23 protein-coding genes are annotated in these 26,592 nt (G+C 58.9%); 11 read left to right on the top strand and 12 right to left on the bottom strand.

All coding sequences use genetic code 11. The annotated features are described in order from the left end of the window. Positions 1-13: 13 nt before the first annotated feature. Genes QMK58_RS20995 through mfd form a run of 3 tightly spaced genes read right to left on the bottom strand, consistent with a single transcriptional unit; the run spans position 14 to position 6,744 of the window. A complete protein-coding gene (locus QMK58_RS20995) occupies positions 14-2,707 on the bottom strand; it encodes a DEAD/DEAH box helicase (protein ID WP_320395366.1) in 2,694 nt (897 codons plus the stop codon). 10 nt (positions 2,708-2,717) lie between these two features. Further along, on the bottom strand, positions 2,718-3,284 hold the full coding sequence (locus tag QMK58_RS20990) for a CsiV family protein (RefSeq protein ID WP_320395365.1): 567 nt from the start codon (positions 3,282-3,284) through the stop codon (positions 2,718-2,720). Positions 3,285-3,294: 10 nt separating this feature from the next. Further along, positions 3,295-6,744, bottom strand: coding sequence for a transcription-repair coupling factor (mfd, locus tag QMK58_RS20985; RefSeq protein WP_053161585.1), 3,450 nt, complete (start codon positions 6,742-6,744; stop codon positions 3,295-3,297). A 363-nt stretch (positions 6,745-7,107) separates the two neighbouring features. Between mfd and QMK58_RS20980 the strand changes: the two genes are divergently transcribed. From QMK58_RS20980 to sthA, 3 genes are all read left to right on the top strand, one after another. After that, entirely contained in the window at positions 7,108-8,571 is a 1,464-nt protein-coding gene (locus QMK58_RS20980; RefSeq protein ID WP_053161584.1) for a glyceraldehyde-3-phosphate dehydrogenase, read from the top strand. Between the two features lie 334 nt (positions 8,572-8,905). Continuing rightward, complete coding sequence (locus tag QMK58_RS20975; protein WP_082344536.1) at positions 8,906-9,850, top strand: FAD:protein FMN transferase; 945 nt, start codon at positions 8,906-8,908, stop codon at positions 9,848-9,850. Positions 9,851-10,057: 207 nt separating this feature from the next. After that, positions 10,058-11,452, top strand: a complete 1,395-nt coding sequence (gene sthA, locus QMK58_RS20970; protein ID WP_053161582.1) for a Si-specific NAD(P)(+) transhydrogenase — start codon at positions 10,058-10,060, stop codon at positions 11,450-11,452. Positions 11,453-11,494: 42 nt separating this feature from the next. On the opposite strand, the gene QMK58_RS20965 is transcribed toward sthA, so the two are convergent. Beyond that, complete coding sequence (locus tag QMK58_RS20965; protein ID WP_053161581.1) at positions 11,495-12,217, bottom strand: glycerophosphodiester phosphodiesterase; 723 nt, start codon at positions 12,215-12,217, stop codon at positions 11,495-11,497. A 14-nt stretch (positions 12,218-12,231) separates the two neighbouring features. Next, positions 12,232-12,813, bottom strand: a complete 582-nt coding sequence (locus QMK58_RS20960; protein WP_320395364.1) for a PilZ domain-containing protein — start codon at positions 12,811-12,813, stop codon at positions 12,232-12,234. 94 nt (positions 12,814-12,907) lie between these two features. On the opposite strand from QMK58_RS20960, the gene QMK58_RS20955 reads away from it, so the two are divergent. From QMK58_RS20955 to QMK58_RS20945, 3 genes are all read left to right on the top strand, one after another. After that, positions 12,908-14,158 carry a lipoprotein-releasing ABC transporter permease subunit gene (locus QMK58_RS20955; protein ID WP_320395363.1) on the top strand — a complete coding sequence of 417 codons (1,251 nt, stop codon included), beginning with the start codon at positions 12,908-12,910 and terminating at the stop codon, positions 14,156-14,158. A gap of 7 nt (positions 14,159-14,165) precedes the next feature. Further along, the gene (lolD, locus tag QMK58_RS20950; protein WP_172681847.1) at positions 14,166-14,849 is read left to right on the top strand and encodes a lipoprotein-releasing ABC transporter ATP-binding protein LolD; all 684 of its coding nucleotides are present in this window, start codon (positions 14,166-14,168) and stop codon (positions 14,847-14,849) included. 66 nt (positions 14,850-14,915) lie between these two features. Further along, complete coding sequence (locus QMK58_RS20945) at positions 14,916-16,160, top strand: lipoprotein-releasing ABC transporter permease subunit (protein WP_053161577.1); 1,245 nt, start codon at positions 14,916-14,918, stop codon at positions 16,158-16,160. A gap of 53 nt (positions 16,161-16,213) precedes the next feature. Here QMK58_RS20945 and QMK58_RS20940 read toward each other — a convergent pair whose 3' ends face one another. Together QMK58_RS20940 and QMK58_RS20935 are read right to left on the bottom strand one after the other, a co-directional pair. After that, on the bottom strand, positions 16,214-17,563 hold the full coding sequence (locus QMK58_RS20940) for a heavy metal sensor histidine kinase (protein ID WP_053161576.1): 1,350 nt from the start codon (positions 17,561-17,563) through the stop codon (positions 16,214-16,216). Beyond that, entirely contained in the window at positions 17,563-18,243 is a 681-nt protein-coding gene (locus QMK58_RS20935) for a heavy metal response regulator transcription factor (protein WP_320395362.1), read from the bottom strand. Before QMK58_RS20935 ends, QMK58_RS20940 begins: the two co-directional genes overlap by 1 nt. A 155-nt stretch (positions 18,244-18,398) precedes the next feature. Between QMK58_RS20935 and QMK58_RS20930 the strand changes: the two genes are divergently transcribed. Together QMK58_RS20930 and queF are read left to right on the top strand one after the other, a co-directional pair. After that, a complete protein-coding gene (locus QMK58_RS20930) occupies positions 18,399-18,935 on the top strand; it encodes a cupredoxin family protein (protein WP_320395361.1) in 537 nt (178 codons plus the stop codon). 61 nt (positions 18,936-18,996) lie between these two features. Beyond that, positions 18,997-19,827, top strand: coding sequence for an NADPH-dependent 7-cyano-7-deazaguanine reductase QueF (gene queF, locus QMK58_RS20925; RefSeq protein WP_320395360.1), 831 nt, complete (start codon positions 18,997-18,999; stop codon positions 19,825-19,827). Between the two features lie 87 nt (positions 19,828-19,914). Here queF and QMK58_RS20920 read toward each other — a convergent pair whose 3' ends face one another. Together QMK58_RS20920 and QMK58_RS20915 are read right to left on the bottom strand one after the other, a co-directional pair. After that, positions 19,915-20,178, bottom strand: coding sequence for a DUF4404 family protein (locus tag QMK58_RS20920; RefSeq protein WP_053161572.1), 264 nt, complete (start codon positions 20,176-20,178; stop codon positions 19,915-19,917). 109 nt (positions 20,179-20,287) lie between these two features. After that, positions 20,288-20,911 carry a hypothetical protein gene (locus QMK58_RS20915; RefSeq protein ID WP_053161571.1) on the bottom strand — a complete coding sequence of 208 codons (624 nt, stop codon included), beginning with the start codon at positions 20,909-20,911 and terminating at the stop codon, positions 20,288-20,290. A gap of 199 nt (positions 20,912-21,110) precedes the next feature. Here QMK58_RS20915 and QMK58_RS20910 point away from each other — a divergent pair, with 199 nt between their 5' ends. Beyond that, positions 21,111-21,800: a VacJ family lipoprotein gene (locus QMK58_RS20910; protein ID WP_053161570.1), complete on the top strand. Its 690-nt coding sequence runs from the start codon at positions 21,111-21,113 to the stop codon at positions 21,798-21,800. A 60-nt stretch (positions 21,801-21,860) separates the two neighbouring features. Here QMK58_RS20910 and QMK58_RS20905 read toward each other — a convergent pair whose 3' ends face one another. Beyond that, positions 21,861-22,160: a PilZ domain-containing protein gene (locus QMK58_RS20905; protein ID WP_053161569.1), complete on the bottom strand. Its 300-nt coding sequence runs from the start codon at positions 22,158-22,160 to the stop codon at positions 21,861-21,863. Positions 22,161-22,436: 276 nt separating this feature from the next. On the opposite strand from QMK58_RS20905, the gene rssB reads away from it, so the two are divergent. Together rssB and rssC are read left to right on the top strand one after the other, a co-directional pair. Continuing rightward, positions 22,437-23,618 (top strand): two-component system response regulator RssB, encoded by a 1,182-nt coding sequence (rssB, locus tag QMK58_RS20900; RefSeq protein WP_053161568.1) that lies wholly within the window; start codon positions 22,437-22,439, stop codon positions 23,616-23,618. After that, positions 23,618-24,100 carry an anti-sigma factor antagonist RssC gene (gene rssC, locus QMK58_RS20895; protein WP_020798473.1) on the top strand — a complete coding sequence of 161 codons (483 nt, stop codon included), beginning with the start codon at positions 23,618-23,620 and terminating at the stop codon, positions 24,098-24,100. The genes rssB and rssC overlap by 1 nt, the downstream gene beginning before the upstream one ends. A 207-nt stretch (positions 24,101-24,307) precedes the next feature. Here rssC and tal read toward each other — a convergent pair whose 3' ends face one another. Together tal and QMK58_RS20885 are read right to left on the bottom strand one after the other, a co-directional pair. Beyond that, a complete protein-coding gene (tal, locus tag QMK58_RS20890; RefSeq protein WP_053161567.1) occupies positions 24,308-25,234 on the bottom strand; it encodes a transaldolase in 927 nt (308 codons plus the stop codon). Between the two features lie 200 nt (positions 25,235-25,434). Then, positions 25,435-26,400, bottom strand: coding sequence for a hypothetical protein (locus tag QMK58_RS20885; RefSeq protein WP_053161566.1), 966 nt, complete (start codon positions 26,398-26,400; stop codon positions 25,435-25,437). Positions 26,401-26,592 lie beyond the last annotated feature (192 nt).

The following is a 26,592-nucleotide window of genomic DNA, read 5'->3' as shown; positions in this document are numbered from 1 at the left end:
GGTGCCGAGAGTCTCAGCGCTTTTCAAGCTTATCCGGCAATGGTGCAAACAACGCCTCGATATCATCGCTCTGCAGTTTCCAGTCCCCAGCCTGGCGTCCATCCAATACGCCTGCCGCCAGGTCGGATTTTTCCTTCTGCAGATGCTGAATTTTCTCCTCCACCGTTCCTCGGGCAATCAGCTTGTAGACGAATACCGGCTTCTCCTGTCCGATGCGATACGCGCGGTCGGTTGCCTGGTTTTCCGTCGCCGGGTTCCACCACGGATCGTAGTGAATCACGGTGTCTGCTTCGGTCAGGTTCAGGCCAACGCCTCCGGCCTTCAGGCTGATCAGGAAAATCTGACGCTTGCCGCTCTGGAATTCCTTCACTGGCGTTCGCCGGTCGCGGGTCTGCCCGGTCAATAACGCATAAGCGACGCCGCGTTTTTTCAGCTCGTCCTCGATCAGCGACAGCATTGAAGTGAATTGCGAGAACAGTAGAATCCGCCGGCCTTCTTCAAATAATTCTTCGAGCATCTCCATCAGGCTGTCGAGCTTGCCTGACGTGCTGCCGCGCGCTGGCAGGGTGGCGTCGTTGATCAGGCGCAAATCGCAGCACACCTGCCGCAGTTTCAGCAGCGCTTCAAGAATGATGATCTGACTACGCGCCACACCCTTGCGTGTGATCTCGTCGCGGACTTTCTTGTCCATGGCCAGGCGCATGGTTTCGTAAACGTCACGCTGGGCTTCGTTGAGTTCGACCCAGTGGATGATTTCGGTTTTTGGCGGCAGTTCGGTGGCCACCTGTTCCTTGGTTCGGCGCAGGAGGAAGGGTTTTATCCGGCCGTTGAGGTGCTGAAGTCGTACTTCGCTGGTGCGCTTTTCAATCGGCACGCGGTAATCGCGGTTGAAGCTTTTTACATCGCCGAGCCAGCCGGGCAGCAGGAAATGAAACAGCGACCAGAGTTCACCGAGATGGTTCTCCAGTGGCGTGCCGCTCAGGCACAGGCGTTGGCGTGCATTCAGTTCGCGAGCCGCCTGGGCCGCCTTGCTGGTCGGATTCTTGATGTACTGCGCTTCATCCAGCACCAGTATGTGAAAAGGCTGCGCCGCGAGGCGTTCGACATCCTTGGGCAGTAACGCGTAGGTCGTCAGAATCAGGTCGTAATCGGCCATTTTTTCGAAGTGTTTCTTGCGGCCGGCACCGTACAGCGCCAGCACTTTGAGCTGCGGCGTGAAATGTGCCGCTTCGTCGAGCCAATTGGGAATCAGGCTGGTGGGCATGACCACCATGCAGGGTCGATCAAGGCGACCGGCAATTTTCTCGGTGAGAATGTGTGCCAGCGTCTGTAGGGTTTTGCCTAGGCCCATGTCATCCGCGAGTATCCCGCCCACTTCCAGTTGTCGCAACGACTGCATCCAGCTCAGGCCTTCGAGCTGGTAGGGGCGCAATGTTGCGTTCAAGCCTTCCGGCGCGGCAGCGGTGTAATCCTTGATGTCGCGCAGGCGTTGGGCAAAGGTGCGTATCTGTTCGCCACCCTCCCAAAGAAGCGGCAAGCCTTCCAGCGGGTTCAGTCGTGTGGCATCGGCCTTGCTTAGGCGCAGCGTGGTTTCGCCGGGTTCCTGCAGGTAGAACTCGCCGAGGGTCGCCAGCACCGGTTTCAATCGGCCGAAGGGCAGAGCGACCTGCAGTGGGCCGTGCTCGGAGTTCGGTCGATGGGGGATGTTCACCAGGATCAACTCGTCGTCACGACGCCGGGCCAGGCGTTCCGGGTTGAGGATTTCGGTGTGCGAACGCATCAGATTGAGCAGGATCGGCAACAGGCTCAGTCGTTCGCCGTTGACGATGATTCCGAGTTCCAGATCGAACCAGTCGCGCTCCGGTGCCTGCTCAACCGTGGCGTACCAGTCGTCCACGGCGGTCAGGTCAAAACCGAAGTCTTCGTCGATCTGCAATTCCCAGCCCTGAGTGCGCAGCTTAGGCAGTTCGTTGAGGGTGAAGGTCAGCCAGGCGCTGTCGTTGACCATCTCGAACAGTTCGCCAGCACTTTCCGGCAGGGCCTTGCTTTGCCGGGTGGCGATCTTGAACCCGAGGATTCGCAGCTGTTCGCGGTAGGACTGCTCCACTTCCGGATGACGTTTTATCCGCAGTGTCTGAGTCTCCTGGCGAATCAGGATGTCGGTATTTTTCTGGCCGCTAACGTATTCGTCCAGATAACTGAATGACAGCGCCGCACGATGCTGGATATAGCGCTGCATTCGCCCGTTGCGCGGCTCGAAGGCGCTGAACTCGATGCTTGCCAGCCACAGGCGCGGCACCGGTTGCACGTTGTCTACCAGTACTTGCGGCGGCGCTTTCGGGTTTCTGTTTTCCAGTACGGCCTGGAGTTTTTCCAGAAGTTCGGCATCTTTCGCCGCCGCCGGATAGTCGAGGGTTTCCTGCACTTGCAGCAGCACCGCTGCACAATGTTTGCAGTTGTTGTGGACCGGGCAGGAGCATGTCGCATCGACCATCAGCAAGGTGCCTTTGGCCGACTCGCGCAGGCGAATGGTCTGCCGGTAAACGTTACCACCAGAGCCCTCGCATGCCGCGATGATCGTAGCGTCGCCCGCCTCGACGATCCTGACTCGGTTTTCCAGTGCGTAGCGGCGGCCACGCTCCAGGCTCTGTTCCTTGAATCGGCTGACCCAGGAAGGTCCCAGGGGTTTGCTCAGGGTCGCGGACATTGGGTTTCAATCAGTCAGGGACGACTTCAGGGGCTTCCCGGGGTGCGGGCGCCGTCAAGGAAGTAATCTTGATCAGCAGGCCCAGGTGGCCGTTGTCGAGGAAGTTGAGCTGGCCATTCTTGGTGTGGCTTTCCTGTTTCAGGCGTTCGCTGGCGGTGACCAGACCTTCGCTGTCGAACTGGTTGACCCAAAAATCGGCGTCTACATCGGTGAAGCGTCCAAGCGTCAGGTTCAGGGTGCCTTCAATCGGATATTGGCCGAATTGCTCCTTGCCGTCGCTGATCGCCACCTTGACCGCGGTCTCACCGAACGTCTGCTGCCATGCCTTGTGCAACAGGACGCTGTATTCGTTGCTGGCAGTGAGCTTTTCCACTTCAGGATTCAGGCTCGGCGTACGTAAGCTGTCCTGGCTGACGGGCTGGGCACCCGCCGCCCAGTCTTCCGGCGCGGCGCGGACGACAATCGCCGGTACGGCGTTCTGACGCACCAGAATCATTTCAACTTGATACAGATCATCGGCAAATACCGATGGCGCGACCAACGCGATCAACAAGGTCAGTGAGCGAAACAGGCGCATGCGGCGTCCTTCAAGCAGTTTTCGGGATGAGGCGCTCGAGCAGCGCCTCTACAGTATTAAAGCGCTCTTCCGGACGCTCCATCGGAACCATGAACTTGAACATCGTGGCTCCTTCGAATTTGTAACGTTTTGGCTGGCTCTGGATCAGCTTGATCAGGGTCAGCGGGTCGACCGGTGTCTGCGCCGCGAACTCGATGCGCCCACCTTGCGGCCCGCCATCGACTTTCTTGATACCCAGTATCTCGGCCTGCAATTTCAGGGCAGTGATGCGCATCAGGTTCTTGGTCGGCTCCGGCAGCAGGCCGAAACGGTCGATCATCTCCACCTGCAAGTCCTTGAGGCCTTCCTCGTCGGTAGCCGAGGCGATGCGCTTGTAAAGAATCAGGCGGGTGTGAACGTCCGGCAGATAGTCTTCGGGAATGAGCGCAGGTACACGCAGGTTGACTTCCGGACCACCGCCCAGCGGTTGATCGAGGTTCGGCTGCTCGCCCTTGCGGATCGACTTCACGGCGCGCTCGAGCATTTCCATGTACAGGGTAAAACCGACCGCCTGGATCTGCCCGCTCTGACCGTCCCCGAGCAATTCGCCAGCGCCACGGATTTCGAGGTCGTTGGTAGCAAGCACGAAGCCCGCACCGAGGTCCTGGGTGTTGGCAATCGCTTCCAGGCGCTTTTCCGCGTCAGTGGTGATTTGCTGGCGCGGCGGTGTCAGCAAGTAGGCATACGCCTGGTGGTGACTGCGTCCGACGCGGCCGCGCAACTGGTGCAGCTGCGCCAGGCCGAACTTGTCGGCACGCTCGATGATGATGGTGTTGGCGCTCGGCACGTCGATGCCGGTCTCGATGATGGTCGAGGCAATCAGCACGTTGAAGCGCTTGTGGTAGAAGTCGCTCATCACCTGTTCGAGTTCGCGTTCGCGCATCTGCCCGTGGCCGATGCCGATCCGCGCTTCGGGCACCAGTTCGGCGAGGTCGGCGGCACATTTCTCGATGGTTTTCACATCGTTGTGCAGGTAGTAGACCTGGCCGCCACGCAGCAGCTCGCGCAGCAGGGCCTCTTTGACCGTGCTTTTGTTCTGCTCCATGACGAAGGTGCGCACCGACAGGCGACGGGCCGGCGGCGTGGCGATGATCGAGAGATCGCGCATGCCTGAGACCGCCATGTTCAGCGTGCGCGGAATCGGCGTGGCGGTCAGGGTCAGGATGTCGACTTCGCTGCGCAGCGCCTTCAACTGTTCTTTCTGGCGCACGCCGAAGCGGTGTTCTTCGTCGATGATCACCAGGCCGAGGTTTTTGATCTTTACGTCGTCCTGCAACAGCTTGTGCGTACCGATGACGATGTCGATCTTGCCTTCTGCAAGGTCAGCGACCGCTGCGTTGACTTCCTTGGTCGACTTGAAGCGGCTCATCACTTCCACGGTCACCGGCCAGTCGGCGAAGCGGTCGCGGAAGCTGTTGTAATGCTGCTGGGCGAGCAGGGTGGTTGGCACCAGGATCGCGACCTGACGACCGCCATGCACAGCGATAAATGCGGCGCGCATGGCCACTTCGGTCTTGCCGAAACCTACGTCGCCGCACACCAGACGATCCATCGGTTTTGGCGCAAGCATGTCTTCGCGCACGGCGTCGATGGTGGTTTGCTGATCGGGCGTTTCTTCGAACGGGAAGCCGGCGCTGAAGGTGGCGTAGTCGGCTTTCGGGTCGGCGAAGGCGTAGCCTTCACGGGCGGCACGACGGGCATAGATGTCGAGCAGTTCTGCCGCCACGTCGCGCACCTGTTCGGCAGCCTTGCGCTTGGCTTTCTGCCAGGTCTCGGAGCCGAGGCGGTGTAGCGGGGCCAGGGCGTCGTCACTGCCGGTGTATCGGGCGATCAAATGCAGGTTGGCCACCGGCACGTAGAGCTTGGCGCCTTCGGCGTATTCCAGGGCGAGGAATTCCGCGGTCTGGCTGTCGATTTCCAGGGTCGCCAGGCCCAGGTATCGGCCGACGCCATGATCGATGTGTACCACCGGCGCGCCTTCGCGCAATTCGGTGAGGTTCTTGATGACCGCGTCGTTGTTGGCGTCGGCGCGTTTTTCGCGGCGACGGCGTTGCATCACGCGTTGACCGAACAGCGGGCTTTCGGCAACCAGTGCCAGGGCCGGTTCGTCCAGCAGCAAGCCTTCATCCAGTGGGGCGATGGTGATCGCCAGGCGATCCTTGCCCGCGACGAAGTCCGGCCAGCTGTCGACGGTTTTCGGTCGCAGCTTCAGGCGCTCCAGCAGTTCGAGCAGCACTTCGCGACGGCCCGCGGACTCGGCGGTAAACAGCACGCGTCCGGGGAACTCATCGAGGAAGTTCGCCAGTGCCGCCAACGGCTGGGTAGCCTTGGCTTCGATCGCAAGGTTGGGCAACTCTTGAGCGGGGAAGCGTTCGCGACCGGCGCCGCTTTCGACATCCTGTTGACTGGCGACCACGCGCGGCCAGTTCTTCAGGCGCGCGAAGCAGTCTTCCACCGGCAGGAACAACTCGGCGGGTGGCAATAAAGGACGGGATGGATCGACGCGGCGCTCTTCGTAGCGATTGCGTACATCGTTCCAGAAGTTTTCCGCGGCCTGCTCGATGCCTGGCAGCGAGAACACTTGGGTGTCCTGGGGCAGGTAATCGAACAGGGTCGAGGTTTCGTCGAAGAATAGCGGCAGGTAGTACTCGATACCGGCCGGGGTAATCCCGCTGCTCAAGTCCTGGAAAATCGGGCAGCGGCGGAAGTCGACGTCGAAGCGCTCACGGAACCGCGCCTTGAAGCGGGTGACCGCATCCTTTTGCAGCGGAAATTCCCGGGCCGGCAGCAGCTTGACCGAATCGACCTTGTCGATGGAGCGCTGATTTTCCGGGTCGAAGGTGCGCAGGGTTTCGATTTCGTCGTCGAACAGGTCGATGCGATAGGGCAGTTTACTGCCCATCGGGAACAGATCGATCAGCGAACCGCGTACGGTAAATTCGCCATGCTCGTACACGGTGTCGACGTAGCGGTAGCCGGTCGCTTCCAGGCGGGTGCGCATTTGTTCGACGTCGAGCTTCTGCCCGACGTCGAGCACCAGGCTGCTGCCGAGCAGGAACTTGGTTGGCGCCAGACGATGCAGGGCCGTAGTGATCGGCACGACCAGCACGCCATGCTCCAGCTCCGGCAGCCGGTACAAGCTGGCAATGCGCTGGGAAATGATGTCCTGGTGCGGCGAAAACAGGTCGTAGGGCAGGGTTTCCCAGTCGGGGAAATGCAGCACAGGCAAATCCGGAGCGAAGAAACTCAGCTCCTGTTCCAGCCGTTCAGCACTTTGGCTATCGGCGGTCAGCAGCAAGGTAAAGCGCTTGGCAGCGCTCGCAGCCTCGGCAATGGCCAGGCTGAGGGCGGCACCGGGCAGGTTGCCCCAGTGCTGTTTACCTGCCGCGGCAGGGAGAAGCGGTAGACGCAGAACGGGCACGGAAGGTTGAGCTCCAAGCGTTGCGACAAAGTCGGTAATTGTAGCGGTCAAGGGTGCCGCCTGTCAGTTGCAGACTGTGTCTATTACGCAGGTTTGGCGAAATGTAGTGGTAAAGACAAAAAACGCCGGTTTTTTACTGATAAACAACGGATATGTAGTGGTAAAACGAGCAGGTGTTACGGAGGGTTACGGATAAGGTGGCGTTGTCTCCAAAAAAATGACGGCGCTGCGAGCCCCGGTTTTATTGGGCTCCAGCGGGGCGTGATTTTTTTGAAGGCGAATTTGTTACCGGTTGCACGACAGGCGCGCATTGCTACACGCGTCACAGGGCGGCATAATGTAGCCCCTTTTTTCTGCCCCTACATGTGGAAGGTTCCCGTGACTCAGAAGCCCGACCAGTGTCTTGGTGAATGGATCGACCGTGAAGCACTCGCAGAAGCGATGATTCCGCTTATCGGTCAGCTCTACCGCAATAACAACGTGGTGAGCTCGATCTATGGCCGCAGCCTGATCAATCGTTCAGTCATTGCGATTCTCAAAGCTCACCGCTTTGCTCGTCACCGTCAGTCCGACGAAAGCGAGCTGTCCGTCCACGAAACATTCCCGCTGATCAAGGCGATGAGCGAACTCAAGCTCGGCGCCGCTTCGGTGGATCTGGGCAAGCTGGCGGCCAAGTTCAAGGCCGAAGGCAATGGCCGTACTGCCGAGCAGTTCGTCCGTGAAGAACTGGCTGACGTGGTTGGTCAGCAGAACGCTTCCGCCCGCAAAGGCACCGACGTTGTCCTGTACGGCTTCGGTCGTATCGGCCGTCTGCTGGCGCGCATCCTGATCGAGAAAACCGGTGGTGGCGACGGCCTGCGTCTGCGCGCCATCGTGGTCCGCAAGGGCGCCGAGAACGATCTGGTCAAGCGTGCCAGCCTTCTGCGTCGCGACTCGGTCCATGGTCCGTTCGATGGCACCATCACCATTGATGAAGCCAACAACACCATCACCGCCAACGGCAACCTGATCCAGGTGATCTACGCCAAGAGCCCGGCCGAAGTCGACTATACCCAGTACGGCATCGAAAACGCTCTGATCGTCGACAACACCGGTGTATGGCGTGACGCCGATGGCCTGGGCCAGCACCTGGCCTGCCCGGGCGCTGCCCGCGTGATCCTCACCGCACCTGGCAAGGGCGCGCTGAAGAACATCGTGCATGGTATCAACCACGGCGAAATCACCCCTGACGACAAGATCATCTCGGCGGCTTCCTGCACCACCAACGCCATCGTGCCGGTGCTCAAGGCAGTCAACGACAAGTTTGGCATCGTCAACGGCCACGTTGAAACCGTTCACTCGTTCACCAACGACCAGAACCTGATCGACAACTTCCACAAGGGCAGCCGTCGTGGCCGCGCCGCGCCGTTGAACATGGTGATCACCGAGACCGGTGCCGCCACCGCAGCCGCCAAGGCGCTGCCAGTGCTCAAGGGCAAGCTGACCGGCAACGCGATCCGCGTTCCTACGCCAAACGTGTCGATGGCTATCCTGAACCTGAACCTGGAAAAGGCCACCACTCGCGAAGAGATCAACGAGTACCTGCGCCAGATGGCCATGCACTCGGATCTGCATAAGCAGATCGATTACGTGAGCTCCCAGGAAGTGGTTTCCACCGACTTCGTTGGCTCGCGCCACGCAGGCGTTGTGGACGCGGAAGCGACCATTACCCAGGATAACCGCGTTGTTCTGTACGTCTGGTACGACAACGAGTTCGGTTACAGCTGCCAGGTGGTTCGCGTGATGGAAGACATGGCCGGTGTAAACCCGCCAGCTTTCCCGCGCTAAGCCTTAGCTGCACATGAAAACGCCCCGACCTTGGTCGGGGCGTTTTTGTTTGTGCGGATTGTTGGTTATGGCGGTGATTCGTGATTACAGCCTGATCCTCTGTAGGAGCGAGCATGCTCGCGAAGGAAGCGAACGATTACGCGGGGCGCCTGGATAGACTCGGTGCCCTTGCGTCCATCGCGCGCATGCTCGCTCCTGCAGTTCTATCGCATAATAGTTGGCCTTGACGTTGTGTCAGGGTAGAACGCCATTGGAGACGGATTTGTCGAGTGGGTGCAAGTGTCCTTTTCTGGTGCTATTTGTTGCCCTGTCCGGGTGTGGCTCCGGCGACTCCATGGAAAGCTTCAGCGGCCCGACCATGGGCAGCAGTTATTCGATCAAGTATGTTCTCCGTGCCGATCTTCCCGCTCCAGACCAGGTTCGGGGGCAAGTCGAAAAAATCCTCGCTGACGTCGATCAGCAAATGTCGACCTACCGCAGTGATTCGGACGTTGAGCGCTTCAACGCGTTACCTGCCAATCGTTGTCAGACCATGCCTGCGCCGATCCTCGAATTGGTGCGCGTTGGCGAACAGTTGTCTGCGCAAAGCGAAGGCTCTTTCGATTTGACTGTCGAGCCGCTGCTCAATCTGTGGGGCTTCGGTCCGCAGGCGCGTGAGGAAAAAGTGCCGACGGCCGAAGCGCTTGCCGAGGTGCGCCAGCGTGTCGGCTACACCCACCTGCGCATTCAGGGTGATCAACTGTGCAAGGACGCCGCCGTCGAGGTTGATTTCAACAGTATCGCTGCCGGGTACGCCGTTGACACGATTGCTGCAAGGCTTGAGGGGCGAGGCATCCACGACTACCTCGTCGAAGTCACCGGCGAACTCAAGGCCGCTGGCAACAAGCCCGATGGCTCGCCATGGCGCATTGCCCTGGAAGAACCTCGGGATGACCGACAGGTGGCTGAGCGCATCATCGCTGTCGATGGATACGGTGTTTCCACCTCCGGCGACTACCGCAATTATTTCGAGCAGGACGGCCAGCGCTTTTCCCACACCTTCGATGCCCGCGCCGGTGCACCGGTCTCACACAGTTTGGCGTCAGTGACGGTGATTCATCCTTCAGCCTTGATGGCCGATGGCCTGTCGACGCTGTTGCTGATTCTCGGTCCTGAGCGCGGTTTGGACTACGCCGAAAAACACGATATCGGCGCATTTTTTGTGATTCGTGCCGATACAGGTTTCGTCACACGCAGCAGTCACGCTTTCGAACGCCTCAGTGGCGAAAAAACCGAGTGATTTCGGCAATTTGAGCATTGAAAACTGGCGTTGTAGTGCAGGCAAAAGTAGCCTACGACGCGACCAAGGGTTAATGTGCGCGGCGTTGACGCTTCTATAGACTGTGTCCGGGTTCTGCACTGGCCCCAAATTGTTCCTTCACGCCACAGATCGGCGTGATTTAGCCGCAGGTGCCGAGGGTGCCGCGGCCTGTTCTGAGGAGTACGCATGGCTGTCTACAACTACGACGTGGTGGTGTTGGGTTCCGGCCCGGCGGGGGAAGGTGCGGCAATGAATGCCGCCAAGGCAGGGCGCAAGGTGGCGATGGTCGATAGCCGTCGCCAGGTCGGCGGCAACTGCACTCACTTGGGCACCATCCCATCCAAGGCACTGCGTCACTCGGTGCGGCAGATCATGCAGTTCAACACCAACCCGATGTTCCGGGCCATTGGTGAGCCGCGTTGGTTTTCGTTCCCGGACGTATTGAAAAGCGCCGAGAAAGTCATCTCCAAACAAGTCGCCTCGCGCACCGGTTACTACGCCCGTAATCGCGTCGACGTGTTCTTCGGCACCGGCAGCTTTGCCGACGAGCAAACCATCGAAGTGGTCTGCGCCAACGGCGTGGTCGAAAAACTGGTGGCCAAGCACATCATCATTGCTACAGGTTCGCGTCCCTATCGCCCGGCGGACATCGATTTCCACCACCCGCGTATCTACGATAGCGATACCATCCTCAGCCTCGGCCACACCCCGCGCAAACTCATCGTTTACGGCGCCGGCGTGATCGGATGCGAATACGCTTCGATCTTCAGCGGTCTGGGCGTGCTGGTTGAGCTGGTGGATAACCGCGGTCAGTTGCTGAGCTTCCTCGACTCGGAAATTTCCCAGGCGTTGAGCTACCACTTCAGCAACAACAACATCACGGTTCGACACAACGAAGACTACGACCGCGTCGAAGGCGTGGACAACGGCGTGATCCTGCACCTCAAGTCCGGCAAGAAGATCAAGGCCGACGCCTTGCTCTGGTGCAACGGCCGTACCGGTAACACCGATCAACTGGGCCTGGAAAACATTGGCGTGAAGGTCAATGGCCGTGGCCAGATCGAAGTCGATGAAAACTACCGCACCGGCATCCAGAATATTTATGGCGCTGGCGACGTAATCGGTTGGCCAAGCCTGGCCAGTGCTGCTCACGACCAAGGTCGTTCGGCCGCTGGCAGTATCGTCGACAACGGCAGCTGGCGCTTCGTGAATGACGTGCCGACCGGCATCTACACCATTCCGGAGATCAGCTCGATCGGCAAGAACGAGCAGGAGCTGACTCAGGCCAAAGTGCCGTACGAAGTGGGCAAGGCGTTCTTCAAGAGCATGGCACGTGCGCAGATCGCCGGCGAGCCGCAAGGCATGCTGAAGATCCTGTTCCACCGTGAAACCCTGGAAGTGCTTGGCGTTCACTGCTTTGGTTATCAGGCGTCGGAGATCGTGCACATCGGTCAGGCGATCATGAACCAGCCGGGCGAACTGAACACGTTGAAGTATTTCGTCAACACCACGTTCAACTACCCGACCATGGCAGAAGCCTATCGGGTAGCGGCATACGACGGCCTCAACCGGCTTTTTTGACGGGCTCCGGCCGGTGGCCTGAGCCGGCCGGGGAGACCGATTTCAGCAATTCTCGAGCGTGGCGGTGGCCAAACCGGGAAAGTCTGTAATCAGGCTGTCAACGCCGAAGTCGGCGAGTCTGCGCATCAGCGCAGGCTCGTTGACTGTCCACACTGACACATGCAGCCCCTGACGCTGCGCCTTTTGCAGGCGTTCCGGCGTGCACAGGGTCCAGTTCAGCGCCAGAATCTCACAGCCATAGCTTTGCGCGACTTTCAGCGGGTCGAGCCAGGCATACTCGGCCACCAGCCCGCGGGATACGTCCGGCACCAGGTCCAGCGCGGCTTTCAGCACTTCGCGCGAGCTCGACGTGATCGTCACCTTGTCGAGTAACCCATGACGTTGCGCCATTTCACGAATCGCCAGGACCGTCGTCGCGGCGCGGGTGCGCGAAGCGCTTTTGACTTCCAGTTGCCAGTGCTCGAAATCGCATTGCTCGAACAACTGTTCCAGGGTTGGAATCGGGCATGGCTTGATCCAGCCCGGACCCCCCTTGCGCGCATCGTAAGTCACCAGGTCCGCCGCCGAGTGTTCGACGACCTTGCCGCGACGCTCGGTGGTGCGCTTGAGCGTCGGGTCATGGATGACCATCAGCTCGCCGTCCAGGGACAAATGCAGGTCCAGCTCGCAACGGCGTACGCCGTGCTTCAGACATTGCTGAAAGCTGGTCAGGGTGTTTTCCGGTGCTTCGCCCTTGGCGCCGCGATGGCCGTAGATGAGGGTCACGGTTCTTCCTTAAGTTAAATGCCTGAGTCGAGTTGTTCGCGGGCCAGACGTCGTTCCTGTGCCTGCTTCTGAAAGATGTGGCGGGCGAGGAGTTGTCGTTGGGCGTCGGTCAGGTGTTCGAACTCGGTGCCGACGTCATAACCATCGCCCCTGCGGTCGCAATGGGTGACCCGTGCGCGCAGCAGCAGGCCCAAGGCTTGCGGCATCAACACCAGCTTGACCGACAGACGTGATTCTGCAGCAATGGGTGTTGGATGCTGAAAATCGACGCCACCTTCGGAGATGATCACCGGCTGCGGCTCGCCAATCTGTCCGAGTGCGGTGATGGCGATCACCTGGCTCAACAGATCGATGCGTTTGTTCTGGGATTTGAGGAGCGCCGCGAGGTTCCGGTCGCGTTCGCTGATCTGACGCAACAGGTGCTGGGACTCGAATTCGCTCAGGTGCAATTCGCTGAGCAGATTGAAGAGCGGAGAAGCATCCTGCAACACTTCCTGGCCTGTGGCTTCGGTAGCGGACAGGGGCCGAATTTCCAGTGCGATCATGTCCTCGATACGGTAGTATTCGCGGCGATCTTCTTCATCTAATGTCGACATGGCGAACCCATGGTAGCGGCGGTGGTCTGAGTGTAAAGCTGGTTGTCGACCCCCGCCACAAGGACGTTCCTTTTCCCTCCGAACAAGCCCCGACATGTTCAGACCTCTCTTCGTATTTATCGGCACGCGTTACACCCGTGCAAAGCGTCGCAATCATTTTGTGTCATTCATTTCCCTGACTTCGATGATCGGGCTCGCCCTTGGCGTGGTCGTGATGATTGTCGTGCTGTCGGTCATGAACGGCTTCGATCATGAGATGCGCACCCGCGTGCTGGGCATGGTGCCCCATGCGACCATCGAATCCGGCGAAGCCATCAGCGATTGGCAAAGGCTGGCGACGAAGGTCAAGCAGAACCCGCAGGTGACGGCCGTGGCGCCGTTTACGCAAATGCAGGGTTTGCTGACCAACAACGGCAAAGTCTCCAAAGTCCTGCTCAATGCCATCGACCCTGCGCTCGAGCGCCAGGTGTCGATCATTGATAACTTCATGCAGCAGGGCAAACTCGACGATCTGGTGCCCGGCGAATTCGGCATCGTCATCGGCGACAAGGCGGCGGCGAAACTCGGTGCGGCGGTCGGTGACAAGCTGACCTTCGTGGCACCGGAAGTCACTGTGACCCCGGCCGGGATGTTCCCGCGCATGAAGCGCTTCACCGTGGTCGGCATCTTCCACGTCGGCGCGGGTGAACTGGATGGCTACCTGGGTATCACCAATCTGCAGGATCTGGCGCGTCTGCATCGCTGGAAGCCTGATCAGGTCCAGGGTCTGCGCCTGAAGTTCGATGACTTGTTTCAGGCACCGCGTACTGCGTGGAGCATCGCCCGCGACCTCGGCGAAGACCGTTACTACGCCCGCGACTGGACCCGTACCCACGGCAACCTGTATCAGGCGATCCGCATGGAAAAAGCGATGATCGGCCTGTTGCTGCTGCTGATTGTCGCGGTCGCTGCGTTCAACATCATCTCCACCCTGGTGATGGTGGTGAACGACAAGAAGGGCGACATCGCGATTCTGCGCACACTGGGCGCCACGCCGGGCACGATCATGCGCACGTTCATGGTGCAAGGCACGGTCATCGGTGTGGTCGGCACGGCGATCGGCGCCGTGGTCGGAATCTTCGCCGCGTTGAACGTCAGTGCCGCGATCTCGGCCCTCGAAGGCTTGATCGGGCACAAGTTCCTCAACGCCGACGTGTACTTCATTGATTACCTGCCGTCGCAAGTGCAAAGCCAGGACGTTGTCATGGTCTGTTCTGCGGCGTTGGTCCTGAGTTTCCTCGCCACCCTGTATCCAGCCTGGCGTGCTGCGCGCACCCAGCCTGCGGAGGCGCTACGTTATGAGTGAGTCGGGCATGACTGATAAAGCAATCTTGAGCTGCCGCAACCTGGGCAAATCCTACGAGGAAGGTCCTGAGTCGGTAGAGGTTCTGGCCGGTTTGCAGCTGGAGTTGCACCCTGGCGAGCGTGTAGCGATTGTCGGCAAATCCGGTTCGGGCAAAAGTACCCTGCTCAATTTGCTCGGCGGACTCGACACGCCAACCAAGGGCAGCGTCTGGCTCGACGGTGAAGAACTGTCGGCCCTGAGCGAAAAGAAGCGCGGTCTGCTGCGTAATCGGGCACTCGGCTTCGTTTATCAGTTCCACCACTTGCTGCCCGAGTTCACCGCGCTGGAAAATGTCTGCATGCCGCTGCTGATCGGCAAGACTGCGATTCCCGAGGCGCGCAAGCGTGCCACGGCGTTGCTGGAGCGGGTAGGGTTGGGCCATCGTCTGGAACACAAACCGGCCGAATTGTCGGGCGGCGAACGTCAGCGCGTAGCGATCGCTCGCGCACTGGTGAACAATCCAGGCCTGGTGATGCTCGACGAGCCCACCGGCAACCTCGACTCCCACACCGCCCAAGGCATTCAGGACTTGATGCTGGAACTCAGCACCTCGATGCGCACGGCGTTCCTGGTGGTGACCCACGACATGAACCTGGCTCGCCAGATGGACCGCGTCCTGCAATTGCAGGAAGGTTGCCTCACGACCATCTGATTGGCTGAAACCCGACGGGGCTGAAAAGCGCCTCGGGTCTTTTATTTTTATACGGTGCCCCAGCGAATGTTCAGACCGTTATCGATCTTTATCGGCACGCGCTATACCCGCGCCAAGCGCCGCAATCGCTTTGTTTCCTTCATCTCGATGACCTCGATGATCGGCCTCGCCCTGGGCGTGCTGGCGATGATCGTGGTGTTGTCGGTGATGAACGGCTTCCAGCGCGAAATGAGCTCGCGCATTCTCGGTATGGTGCCGCACGCTACCATAGTCGGCGTCAACCCGATTGATGACTGGAAGCCCGTGGCGGCGGCCGCGATGAAAAACCCGGAAGTGACGGCGGCGGTGCCGTTCACCGAGATGGAAGGCATGCTGTCCTACAAGGGCACGATGCAGCCGATTCAGGTCAGCGGTGTCGATCCGGCGCTGGAGGGGCAGGTATCGATTGTGGCCAAGCACATCGTTCAGGGGCGTCTTGACGCCCTCAAGCCTGGCGAGTTCGGCGTGGTTATCGGCGAAATCACGGCGCGCCGCTTTCGTTTGAATGTCGGCGACAAAATTACCCTGATCGTTCCGGAAATCAGCACCGCACCGGGCGGGATTACTCCGCGCATGCAGCGGCTTAATGTGGTCGGTGTGTTCAAGGTTGGCGCCGAGCTTGACGGTTCGATGGCGTTGATCCACGTTGCCGACGCCGCACAGATGCAGCACTGGGAACCGAATCAGGTGCAGAGCGTGCGTTTGGCGGTGAAGGATCTGTACGCCGCGCCGCAAGTATCCAGCGATATCGCCACAGGTTTGGGTGCAGCCTACAAGGCGGATGACTGGACCCACACCCAGGGCAGCCTGTTTAGCGCAATGAAGATGGAGAAGACCATGATCGGCCTGCTGTTGCTGATGATCGTCGCTGTAGCGGCGTTCAACATCATTGCGACCTTGATCATGGTGGTAAACGACAAGGGCGCGGACATTGCGATCCTGCGCACCATCGGCGCCACACCGCGGCAGATCATGGCGATCTTCATGGTGCAGGGCACGGTGATTGGCATCGTCGGCACTTTGATTGGCGGTGTGTTGGGCGTGATTGCCGCGCTTAACGTCAGTCAGATTGTGGGCTGGATCGAACGGGTCAGCGGGCAGCACATCTTCAGTTCCGATGTGTATTTCGTCAGCAACCTGCCGTCTGAGTTGCAGGGGGCGGATGTGGCGTTGATCTGCTCGGCGGGCTTCATTCTGAGCTTTTTGGCGACTGTTTACCCGGCTTGGCGTGCGGCGAAGATCGAGCCGGCTCACGCGCTCAGATACTCGTAAGCCTGTCGACCGCAATCGCTAGCCTGCTAGCGATGAGGCCGGAACGGTTGGCGTCAATCGCTCTTGGGTAACTCAATCACAAACCGCGTCCAGCCCCGATTCGATTCACAACGAATCTGCCCATCATGGGCGCGGATGATGGACTGCGTAATCGCCAGCCCCAATCCCGCATGTTCACTGCTGCCTTCACGGCGCGCCGGGTCAGCCCGGTAAAAACGGTCAAACAGGCGCGGCAATAGATCATCGGAAATCGGTTGGCCGGTATTTTCAACGCTCAGGCGCAATCTTTTTGGATGATCGACGATTCGCACCCAAACCTCGCCATTGACCGGCGTAAACCGCAGCGCATTGTCCAGCAAGTTCGAAAGCGCCCGCCGCAACATGCTGCGATCACCCTCGATCTGTGCATCACCCTCACGGCTCAGTCTCACCTGTGCGTCTTCAGCCAGCGGCGCAAAAAACTCCAGGAGCAGGTCCGTTTCCTGTGCCAGATCCAGCGTTTCACGCTTGGGCATCAACAATCCGTGATCAGACTTCGCCAGGTACAGCATGTCGTTGACCAGTTGCGCCATCCATTGCAGTTCTTCGAGGTTGCTGTGTAACGCTTCGCGGTAATCCTCAAGGGCGCGTGGGCGGGTGAGGGTGACCTGGGTGTGGGTCAGCAGGTTCGACAGGGGCGTGCGCAGTTCATGGGCGATGTCGGCGGAAAACGCCGACATCCGCTGAAATGAGTCGTCGAGACGTCCAAGCATGGCGTTGAAGTGCTGGGCCATTTCCGCGAGTTCCGGCGGCATGTTTTCCTCCGGCAGGCGTGCATCGAGCGATTGCGCAGACACGCCCTTGGCGACTGCACTCATGCGCCGTAACGGACGCAAGCCGCTGCGGGCTGCCCAGGCACCCAATAGGGCGGTAGCGAGTGCGGATAAACCCACCGTCAACCAGATCAGATGCTGCATGCGTTGCAGGAAATGCTGGTGATGGGTGATGTCCAGCAACAGGGTCAGTTGCGGCGAATCCGGCTTGTCGGGAAACAAGGGCGCATTGAGCACACGGTAATCGGTGCCGTCGTATTTGATAGTCGAAAGACCGGACGGTTGAGAGAGCTTGTCTGGCAGGTTCGGTGAGCTGTCAAACCAGCGTTGGCCATCGCTGCCGGTAAGGCGCAGCGACAGGTCGGCCTGCCGGATCAACTCATCGGCCAGCTTGATTTCACGGTCATTCGATTGAAAGTCCCGCAGTGTACGGCGCAAATCAATCACCTTGCCATTGAGCAATTGCTGATCCAGCTCGACAAAGTGCGCCTCGCTGGCGCGGCTGAACAGCACGCCGGCAAACAACGACACCACGGCGGTGCACGCCGCAAACAGCAGCGCCAGACGGCTGCTCAAGGACAGTCGGCGCATCAGGTGGTGCGCTCTTCGAGGACGTAGCCCATGCCGCGCACGGTATGGATCAGTTTGTTGGGGAACTCATCATCGATCTTCAGGCGCAGGCGGCGTATCGCGACTTCGATGACATTGGTGTCGCTGTCGAAATTCATGTCCCAGACCTGGGAGGCGATCAGCGATTTCGGCAGGACTTCACCTTGGCGGCGCAGGAACATTTCCAGCAGGGCGAACTCCTTGGCGGTCAGGTCGATACGTTGTCCGCTGCGTTCAACCCGGCGGCGAATCAGGTCCAGGCGCAGATCGGCCAGTTGCAAGCTGGTATCCGGTGGCGTCGTGCAGCCCCGACGCAACAGGCTGCGAACCCGGGCCAATAGCTCGGAAAACGCGAACGGTTTGACCAGATAGTCATCGGCGCCCAGTTCGAGACCATGAACCCTGTCTTCTACGGCGTCGCGGGCGGTCAGAAAAAGTACCGGGGTATCCAGGCCGGCGCTGCGCACCGCCTGTAAAATCTGCCAGCCATCGCGGCCAGGCAGCATGACGTCGAGAATCAACAGGGCATATTCACCGCTGAGTGCCAATTGCTGGCCGGTGTTGCCGTCGGCCACCAGTTCCGTATTGAACCCGGCCTCGGCCAGGCCTTGGCGCAGGTAATGGCCGGTTTTCGGTTGGTCTTCGACGATCAGCAGTTTCATGGGCGACTCAGGGAAAGTGGAACGAACGCTTTATACCGTGGGCAGCGCTCATACAGGCCAACCTGACAAAGTTGTAATCTGGCTGTCAGGTTACGGGCAGTGTCAGCAGTTTAGAGTTTTTCGCACGCTGAGCCTTATCTTGTTGGAGCATGACCATGTTTTTACGCCAATCACTGGTACCTATCGCCTGTTTACTGGCACTGAGTTCGACGGCATGGGCAGGCCCGGCGCACACTTTCGACTTTGGCCGGCCGGCACCCGCAGCCAAAGCAACCCGCAGCGTCGAAGTGATCATGGGCGACATGTCCTTCACCCCCAAGACCATCGATATCAAGGCCGGCGAAACCGTACGCTTCGTGCTGGTGAATAAAGGTCAATTGCTGCACGAGTTCAATCTGGGTGACGCAGCGATGCATGCCCGGCATCAGCAGGACATGTTGCAGATGCAGCAAAGTGGCATGCTCACGCCTGCAGGCGTGAAGGAAATGGACCACGGCAACATGGCCGGCATGGATCATGGTTCGATGGGGCACGGCATGAAGCACGACGACCCGAACAGCGCGTTGGTGGAACCGGGCAAAACTGCCGAACTGACCTGGACCTTCAGCCAGGCTACCAATCTGGAATTTGCCTGCAATATTCCCGGTCATTACCAGGCCGGCATGGTTGGCAAATTGACTGTCAGTCAGTAAGCACTCAAAGGCGGGCGCAAAGGCTGATAGAATCCGCTGATTCTTCAGTCAGGTTTCCGCCATGCATCCCGCAGCCGAACACTCGCCGCTGGGCAAATCCAGCGAATACATCGCCACCTACACGCCGTCCCTGCTGTTCCCGATTCCGCGCACCGCGAAGTGGGCGGAGCTGGGCCTGACGGCTGAAACCCTGCCGTACAAGGGCGTGGATTTCTGGAACTGCTTCGAGCTGTCGTGGCTGTTGCCGTCGGGTAAGCCCGTGGTCGCGATCGGCGAGTTCAGCATTGCGGCGGATTCGCCGAACATCATCGAATCGAAGTCGTTCAAGTTGTACCTCAACTCCCTGAACCAGACGCCGTTCGCCGACACGGCAAGCCTTGAAGCGACGCTGGTCAACGACCTGTCGGCCGCTGCCGGCAAGCCGGTGGGCGTGCGCATTCGCCGCTTGAAGGATGTCGAAGCCGAAGGCGTCGTGGCGTTGCCCGGCGTGTGCATCGATGATCTGGACATCAGCGTCAGCAATTACGAGCACCCGCGTCCGGAGCTGTTGCGTTGCGACGATTCGCGCATTGTCGAAGAGAGCGTGCACAGCCATTTGCTCAAGTCCAACTGCCCGGTCACCAGCCAGCCGGACTGGGGCAGCGTGGCCGTGGAGTACCGTGGTTCGGCGCTGGATCATGCGAGTTTGCTGGAGTACATCGTCAGCTTCCGCCAGCACTCGGACTTCCATGAGCAGTGTGTGGAGCGGATTTTCCTGGACCTTCAGCGGTTGTTGAAACCGGAGAAGTTGACGGTGTATGCGCGCTATGTGCGTCGTGGCGGGCTGGATATCAATCCGTATCGCAGCACTGAAGAGGTGCAACTGCCGAACCATCGTCTGGTCCGTCAGTAAAAACAAAAGATCGCAGCCTTCGGCAGCTCCTACGATTCAAGGTGTAGGTGCTGCCGAAGGCTGCGATCTTTTTTGCGTCTGGCGGGCTCAGATCCCCATGCTGACCAAGGCTTGCCCGATGTTGCGCAGTGTCCCGGCAAGGGTCGGGTGTTCGAGTTCGAAGCGTTCGACGGCAAGGTTGACGTTGTCGGCGAGGTTTGTGTCCTTGGTTTTGGTTTCGAGCTCAAGTTCAAGTTCGATCTGTTGCATCAGTTCGTGCAGGTTGTCGCGCTCGGATTCGGACAGAGGCGGATTCTGTTCCAATTGCTCGCGCAGGGCATTGAGCTGTTCTTGCAGTTCGCGGGCAGGCATGGCGTTCTTCCTTCTCTCGATTGGCACTGGCATAGACCGCAGCGGTTCGCCAAAGGTCTGTGGCTGACCTTTAGATTAATCCACTCCTGCCTAACCTGCATGATCTCGATCAGGGCTTTTCGCCTTTGAGTCGGCGCAGGCTGATGTCTGCCAGGCAGGTGTCGAGCTCTCCCAAGTGGTCGATTACCGAATGCACGCCCAAGCCAAACAGCTGCATCGTCGCCTTGCCGCGCTTGATGTCGCGCTCCGGTGGGCTCAACGCTTGCCACGCCTCAGGCGCCAGCCCGCACAGCGAGCCGCACGACGCCAGGCCGATGGTCCACAGTCCGGCATTCAGAGCCGATTGCAGTAATCGGGGTTCGCCGCTGACCAGTACACAGCCGTCCAGTCGCTCGACGCCTAGATTCATTAACGCCTCCCAGCACGCGTCAGGCGCAGGCCAGGGTTTGTTTGTTGCCAGATGTTGCGATGGTTTGATCCATTCTGGCAGATCCATGGCCAGGGAATGGCTGAGGGCGAGAGGAAGTTCATCGAGCCAGGCGCAGCGAATTTGCTGGCGCTGCAAACTCTTCAGGCTGTCCAGTGCGCCGGGCGTTGTCTCGGCATGTTCGGCCAAAGCAGGGCTGCCATGCCCACGTGTGCGTGCGCCGAAGTCCACCAGGCAGCCACTGAGGCCGAACAACACTGCGGTCAGGTTCAGAGCGGTTTGGGGCAGTGTTTCGGCGCGCGGCATGTGGACGTCCCTGAAATATCCTGAAGGCTAAAGGGCGACAGTGACAGTTGAGTGACATTGATGTGAATTGCTCACATTCAGGTTGAATCCATTCAACGGGGATTCGTGCAATGTGTCTAAAGCGGTGTTTACGCCTTATACTTGCCAGCTTGTTGCTCGGGCCACGCGCTCGAGTCGGTACAGTCCAAGGAGTTTTTCTATGCGCTGGAGCAATCATCTAGCCCAGATTTGTGTGTGTGCCAGCCTGTTGCTGGTTCCGTTCGTTGCCCAGGCAGCCTCGGAAGACGACCCTTGGGAAAGCGTGAACCGCCCGATCTTCCAGTTCAACGATTTCGTTGACAGCTATGCCCTGAAACCTTTGGCTCAGGGCTATCAGTTTGTGACGCCGCAATTTCTCGAAGACGGCATTCACAACATGTTTCGCAACGTCGGTGATGTCACCAATCTGGCCAACAACATCTTGCAGGTCAAGCCGGCCGCCGCGGGTGTCGATACCGCGCGCCTGATCTTCAACACGACCTTCGGCCTGCTGGGCTTCTTCGACGTCGGCACGCAAATGGGCCTTCATCGCAATGACGAAGACTTCGGCCAGACGCTCGGTTACTGGGGTGTAGGCAGTGGCCCGTACGTGATGCTGCCGCTGCTGGGTCCAAGCACCTTGCGTGACGCGCCCTCGAAGTATGTCGATGGTTACACCGGACCGTATCGCTACATCAACGATGTGCCGGTGCGTAATTCGGTGTTCGGTCTGAACATCGTCGACACCCGCGCCAGCCTGTTGTCGAGCGAGAAGCTGATCAGCGGTGACAAGTACACGTTTATTCGCAACGCTTATCTGCAAAACCGCGAATTCAAGGTGAAAGATGGCCAGGTAGAAGACGATTTTTAAATCCTGACCGATAAAACAAAAAAAAGCGGCTTTCGAGCCGCTTTTTTTTTTGGAGCGAAGTTAATGCATCGCAAGGATTGTCAGGCCGAGTTTCTGCCTGCCGTCGTCCTGTTCTCTGACCCAAACCACCTCGGTCTCGGCCTCAAGACCTTTCAACGCCGCATGATCGGAGTCGATCCGTACATCAAGCCGATCGCCGACCTTGAACGAGCGCGGCGCCTGGACCTGCATGCCGCGGCTGGAAAGGTCGATGCAGACGGCTGGCACCTCATCGCCTTGATGAATCAGCGACACCTCGGCATCGACCCGCATGCGGATGAAATCGCGCTTTTCGCTGTAGTCTCGACGAGTTTGACTCATGGGCTTGATCCTTCCATTGGGTTACGGTTTTGACGGTTCTTATAACTCCCGGTGATTTGGAGAGTGTAGTCGTCAAGCGACCATCGGCGTGAGCTTGAAACGCCTCGCGGATGGGAGTACCGTCTGCGCCTTAGAAGGGCACCTTTGGTGTACGTGTGTGTAGGGCGAATGCTCGAAAGCAGTGCGACAGAGAGGCTAGAAAGCGAATCCAGTAGTGTGAGCCGGGATGCATTCCCCGCCAGCTACGCCAACCTAATTCTGGCGCCGTTTGCCCACATGCCAAAAACCAGTGCCACGCTGCTGATAATCGATGATGACGAAGTAGTGCGCGCGAGCCTCGCCGCCTATTTGGAAGACAGTGGTTTCAGCGTCTTGCAGGCCAGCAATGGCCAGCAGGGTCTTCAGGTATTCGAGCAAGACAAGCCCGACTTGGTCATCTGCGATCTGCGCATGCCGCAGATGGGCGGACTCGAACTCATCCGCCAGGTTACCGAGCGGTCCTCGCAAACGCCGGTGATCGTGGTTTCGGGTGCCGGTGTGATGAACGACGCGGTCGAGGCGCTGCGCCTGGGTGCGGCGGATTACCTGATCAAGCCTCTCGAAGATCTGGCGGTGCTTGAGCACTCTGTGCGTCGCGCCCTGGATCGTGCGCGCCTGCTGGTGGAGAACCAGCGCTACCGCGAGAAGCTGGAAAAGGCCAACCGCGAGCTCGCCGCCAGCCTGAACCTGCTTCAGGAAGACCAGAACGCCGGTCGCCAGGTGCAGATGAACATGCTGCCGGTCAGCCCCTGGGCCATCGACGAGTTCAAGTTTGCCCACCAGATCATCCCGTCGCTGTACCTGTCGGGTGATTTTGTCGACTATTTCCGGGTCGACGAGCGTCGGGTAGCGTTCTACCTGGCAGACGTTTCCGGTCATGGCGCCTCTTCAGCCTTCGTCACCGTGCTGCTGAAATTCATGACGACGCGCTTGCTGTTCGAATCCAAGCGCAGCGGCACATTGCCGGAATTCAAGCCTTCAGAAGTCCTTGGTCATATCAACCGGGGGCTGATCAGTTGTAAGCTGGGTAAACACGTCACAATGGTCGGTGGAGTCATCGACGAGGAGACAGGTTTGTTGACCTATAGCATCGGCGGACATCTGCCGTTGCCTGTGTTGTACACACCCGACAGTGTTCGTTATCTGGAAGGGCGTGGTCTGCCGGTGGGCCTCTTCAATGAGGCTACCTACGAAGATCACGTACTGGAACTGCCGCCGACGTTCAGCCTGACGCTGATGTCTGATGGCATTCTGGACCTTTTGCCAGAACCCACACTCAAAGAGAAAGAAGCGGCGTTACCCCAACGGGTCAAGGCTGCGGGCGGCACCCTGGATGGGCTGCGGCAGGTTTTTGGATTGGCCACGCTAGGGGAGATGCCGGATGATATCGCCCTGTTGGTGTTGAGCAGGAATCTTTGATGAGTACCGGTAGAATCCAGTTCGCCGAGCAGGACGGCACCTTCGTCCTGAAATTCGTCGGTGAAGTTCGCCTGACCCTGTGTTCGGCGTTGGATGCGACTATTGATCGGATCTTCACCGCGTTGAATTTCAACGCCATCGTGATCGACCTGACCGAAACCCGCAGCATCGACAGCACCACCCTTGGCCTGCTGGCCAAATTGTCGATCCTGTCGCGGCAGAAGGTTGGCCTGTTGCCGACCGTCGTCACCACCCACGAAGACATCACCCGTCTTCTGCAGTCCATGGGTTTCGAGCAGGTGTTCAACATCGTTGACCAGCCTGTGCCATGCCCGGAATGCCTGGACGACCTGCCAGACCAGGATCAGTCCGAAGAAGTGGTGCGGATCAAGGTGCTCGAAGCGCACAAGATCCTCATGGGCCTGAATGACTCCAATCGTGAAGCGTTTCATGACCTGGTGAATGCGCTGGAACGCCACTGATTTCCTGAGCCGATGGTGCTTGTCCAGGCGCCATCGCCAGCAAGCCGGCTCCTACAATTGAACACATCGATTACCCTGTAGGAGCTGGCTTGCCAGCGATGGCGCCCGTTGAGCCACTGCAAAAACCGCGCAGCCAACCTGGTCAAACAGCCACAAAAAAGGGCGAACCCACCAAGGTTCGCCCTTTTTGCATTTCGCTGAATCAGATCACAGCTTGGCTTGCAGCAACGCCTCGAGCTTTTCCTGATCGCGAGCGAACTGGCGAATGCCTTCAGCCAGTTTCTCGGTGGCCATCGCGTCCTCGTTGGACAACCAGCGGAACTGCGATTCGCTGAGGATCAAGCGCGCCTCACCGGCATTGCCCGGTGCCAGTTTGCGCTCCAGCTTGCCAGTGTCAGCTGCCAGCTTGTCGATCAGGTCCGGGCTGATGGTCAGTCGGTCACAACCGGCCAGCTGCTCGATCTGGCCCAGATTGCGGAAGCTGGCACCCATGACCACGGTTTTGTAGTCATTGGCCTTGTAGTAGTTGTAGATGCGCGTCACCGACTGCACACCCGGATCATCGGCACCGGTGTAGTCGTTGCCGTTGGCCTTTTTGTACCAGTCGTAGATGCGGCCCACGAACGGCGAAATCAGGAACACCCCGGCGTCGGCACAGGCGGCTGCCTGAGCGAAGGAGAACAGCAGGGTCAGGTTGGTCTGGATGCCTTCCTTTTCGAGAATTTCGGCAGCGCGGATGCCTTCCCAGGTGGAGGCGATCTTGATCAACACGCGGTCACGGCCGATACCGGCCTTGTCGTACAGCTCGATCAGGCGATGCGCACGCTTGAGCATGGCGTCGGTGTCGAACGACAGGCGCGCATCCACTTCGGTGGAGATACGGCCGGGGATCACCTTCAGGATCTCCTGGCCCACGGCCACGCCAAATCGGTCGCTGGCCAGGCCAATATCGCCCTTGCAGTCATTGACGCTGGCGTTCAGCAACTCGGCATACGCAGGAATGGCCGCGGCCTTGAGCAGCAGGGAAGGGTTGGTGGTGGCATCCACCGGTTTGACGCGAGCGATCGCTTCGAAGTCGCCGGTGTCGGCAACCACGGTGGTCATTTGCTTGAGTTGTTCCAGCTTGGAAGTCATGGGCGTGCTCTGTCCTATGGTCTGATGACATTACCCGAGCGCTGACAGCCACTCAAGGGTATGTACGTGTATCGAAGGCTCCTGCGGCAACAACCTGTATACGATTGTTTGAAAGGCGGGGGGCGGTAGTGATCAATACGATGCCAAAAAGCGCCACAGGTTCAAAGCAACTGACCGTCAGCCCGCCGTTTACGGATGTCCTACTGGTCATTCAACTGGGTTGAGGCAGCCACGCTCGCTGGTTTCGGTTGACCGCCAGCAGTCAGCAAACCGAAATTTCTCTCCCGTTCATTGCTGCCAGTTTGACTGTTTTTCCACTCATAGATCGAAGTAAGCGGGATGTTGAGCCTTTTGACCTCGGCGATGAAACCGCTGATTTTGCCGGCCTGCGCCTCGATCCCGCCGTTGGAGTTGAGCGAGGGAACGCCCCATTCACTGATGACGCCCGGTAGGTTGAAGTTCTGTTGAATGAACGTCTGCGCAGTGCTTATCTGCGCGCCCGACATCCCATAAGGGTGATAGGAGATTGCGCTGAGACACTTGGGGTATTCACTGACGATGCTGTTCAACGCAACGGTTGACGCCGTTCCGGCACTCGGCGGGCGGGCGAAGCCGAAGCCAATCAGCGGCGTCGATTGCAGCGTGTCCTGCTGCGACCTGCATACGGCACTCATGATTGGAACAAACGTGGTGTCGAAATGGCCCGTTGGCCAGTACGTTTCCAGGTCCGGCTCGTTCCATATTTCAATCGCGACGAGCTGCGTGCCATAGGATTTCTCCAGACTCATCACCGAGTTGGCAAACGACTCACCCGCGGCGGCCAGTTCATTGATGTTGCCGGGCCCGGAGAGCAGCGACTTGGTCGAGCGAACGGTCATCAGTACCGGCAGCCCGGCGGATTTTGCCGCGGCAAAGGCGTCGCTGATCTGCTTTTGATACGCCGGGCCGCCCAGGCTATTGGTCCATACGCCAAAGCGCACGAAGCCGAACCCGGCGGCTTTGATCTGCTCGGCATCGGAAGGGGAGAAGGTCTGGATCTTCACTTGGACGCCAATGGTTTTGTTCGCGGCAAGTACGGGGAACACGTCGTTGGCGTGAACCTGATTTACCGTACTGAGCATCAACAGGGTCGAGGCGGTGAGCCATTTGAAATGTACTGATCTCATGTCTGCTCTCCTGGATGGTAATGGCACTCGCCAATCATTTATTCATTCCTTTCATTTCGAGAGCGACGAAATCACAAAGTGCGTGAATGTTATTTTTTGTCAGGTAATGATTGCCGGAAAATCACAGTTATTTTTGGTCCGCTAATTCTGGTTGGGAGCTATTAAGTGCTGTGGTACTTAATACACTTGTAT

The sequence above is a fragment of the Pseudomonas sp. P8_241 genome, from assembly GCF_034008315.1.
Classification (GTDB): domain Bacteria; phylum Pseudomonadota; class Gammaproteobacteria; order Pseudomonadales; family Pseudomonadaceae; genus Aquipseudomonas.
The sequence above is the reverse complement of the archived record's forward strand: the minus strand, read 5'-3'. Positions and strand labels throughout refer to the sequence as shown.

What these genes read in the sequence shown, in the direction of transcription:
- QMK58_RS20995 (WP_320395366.1), bottom strand. Translation starts at nt 2,707, where the DNA reads ATGTCCGCGACCCTGAGCAAACCCCTGGGACCTTCCTGGGTCAGCCGA.
- QMK58_RS20990 (WP_320395365.1), bottom strand. Translation starts at nt 3,284, where the DNA reads ATGCGCCTGTTTCGCTCACTGACCTTGTTGATCGCGTTGGTCGCGCCA.
- QMK58_RS20980 (WP_053161584.1), top strand. Translation starts at nt 7,108, where the DNA reads ATGTGGAAGGTTCCCGTGACTCAGAAGCCCGACCAGTGTCTTGGTGAA.
- QMK58_RS20975 (WP_082344536.1), top strand. Translation starts at nt 8,906, where the DNA reads ATGGAAAGCTTCAGCGGCCCGACCATGGGCAGCAGTTATTCGATCAAG.
- sthA (WP_053161582.1), top strand. Translation starts at nt 10,058, where the DNA reads ATGGCTGTCTACAACTACGACGTGGTGGTGTTGGGTTCCGGCCCGGCG.
- QMK58_RS20960 (WP_320395364.1), bottom strand. Translation starts at nt 12,813, where the DNA reads ATGTCGACATTAGATGAAGAAGATCGCCGCGAATACTACCGTATCGAG.
- QMK58_RS20955 (WP_320395363.1), top strand. Translation starts at nt 12,908, where the DNA reads ATGTTCAGACCTCTCTTCGTATTTATCGGCACGCGTTACACCCGTGCA.
- lolD (WP_172681847.1), top strand. Translation starts at nt 14,166, where the DNA reads ATGACTGATAAAGCAATCTTGAGCTGCCGCAACCTGGGCAAATCCTAC.
- QMK58_RS20945 (WP_053161577.1), top strand. Translation starts at nt 14,916, where the DNA reads ATGTTCAGACCGTTATCGATCTTTATCGGCACGCGCTATACCCGCGCC.
- QMK58_RS20940 (WP_053161576.1), bottom strand. Translation starts at nt 17,563, where the DNA reads ATGCGCCGACTGTCCTTGAGCAGCCGTCTGGCGCTGCTGTTTGCGGCG.
- QMK58_RS20935 (WP_320395362.1), bottom strand. Translation starts at nt 18,243, where the DNA reads ATGAAACTGCTGATCGTCGAAGACCAACCGAAAACCGGCCATTACCTG.
- QMK58_RS20930 (WP_320395361.1), top strand. Translation starts at nt 18,399, where the DNA reads ATGTTTTTACGCCAATCACTGGTACCTATCGCCTGTTTACTGGCACTG.
- queF (WP_320395360.1), top strand. Translation starts at nt 18,997, where the DNA reads ATGCATCCCGCAGCCGAACACTCGCCGCTGGGCAAATCCAGCGAATAC.
- QMK58_RS20920 (WP_053161572.1), bottom strand. Translation starts at nt 20,178, where the DNA reads ATGCCTGCCCGCGAACTGCAAGAACAGCTCAATGCCCTGCGCGAGCAA.
- QMK58_RS20915 (WP_053161571.1), bottom strand. Translation starts at nt 20,911, where the DNA reads ATGCCGCGCGCCGAAACACTGCCCCAAACCGCTCTGAACCTGACCGCA.
- QMK58_RS20910 (WP_053161570.1), top strand. Translation starts at nt 21,111, where the DNA reads ATGCGCTGGAGCAATCATCTAGCCCAGATTTGTGTGTGTGCCAGCCTG.
- QMK58_RS20905 (WP_053161569.1), bottom strand. Translation starts at nt 22,160, where the DNA reads ATGAGTCAAACTCGTCGAGACTACAGCGAAAAGCGCGATTTCATCCGC.
- rssB (WP_053161568.1), top strand. Translation starts at nt 22,437, where the DNA reads ATGCCAAAAACCAGTGCCACGCTGCTGATAATCGATGATGACGAAGTA.
- rssC (WP_020798473.1), top strand. Translation starts at nt 23,618, where the DNA reads ATGAGTACCGGTAGAATCCAGTTCGCCGAGCAGGACGGCACCTTCGTC.
- tal (WP_053161567.1), bottom strand. Translation starts at nt 25,234, where the DNA reads ATGACTTCCAAGCTGGAACAACTCAAGCAAATGACCACCGTGGTTGCC.
- QMK58_RS20885 (WP_053161566.1), bottom strand. Translation starts at nt 26,400, where the DNA reads ATGAGATCAGTACATTTCAAATGGCTCACCGCCTCGACCCTGTTGATG.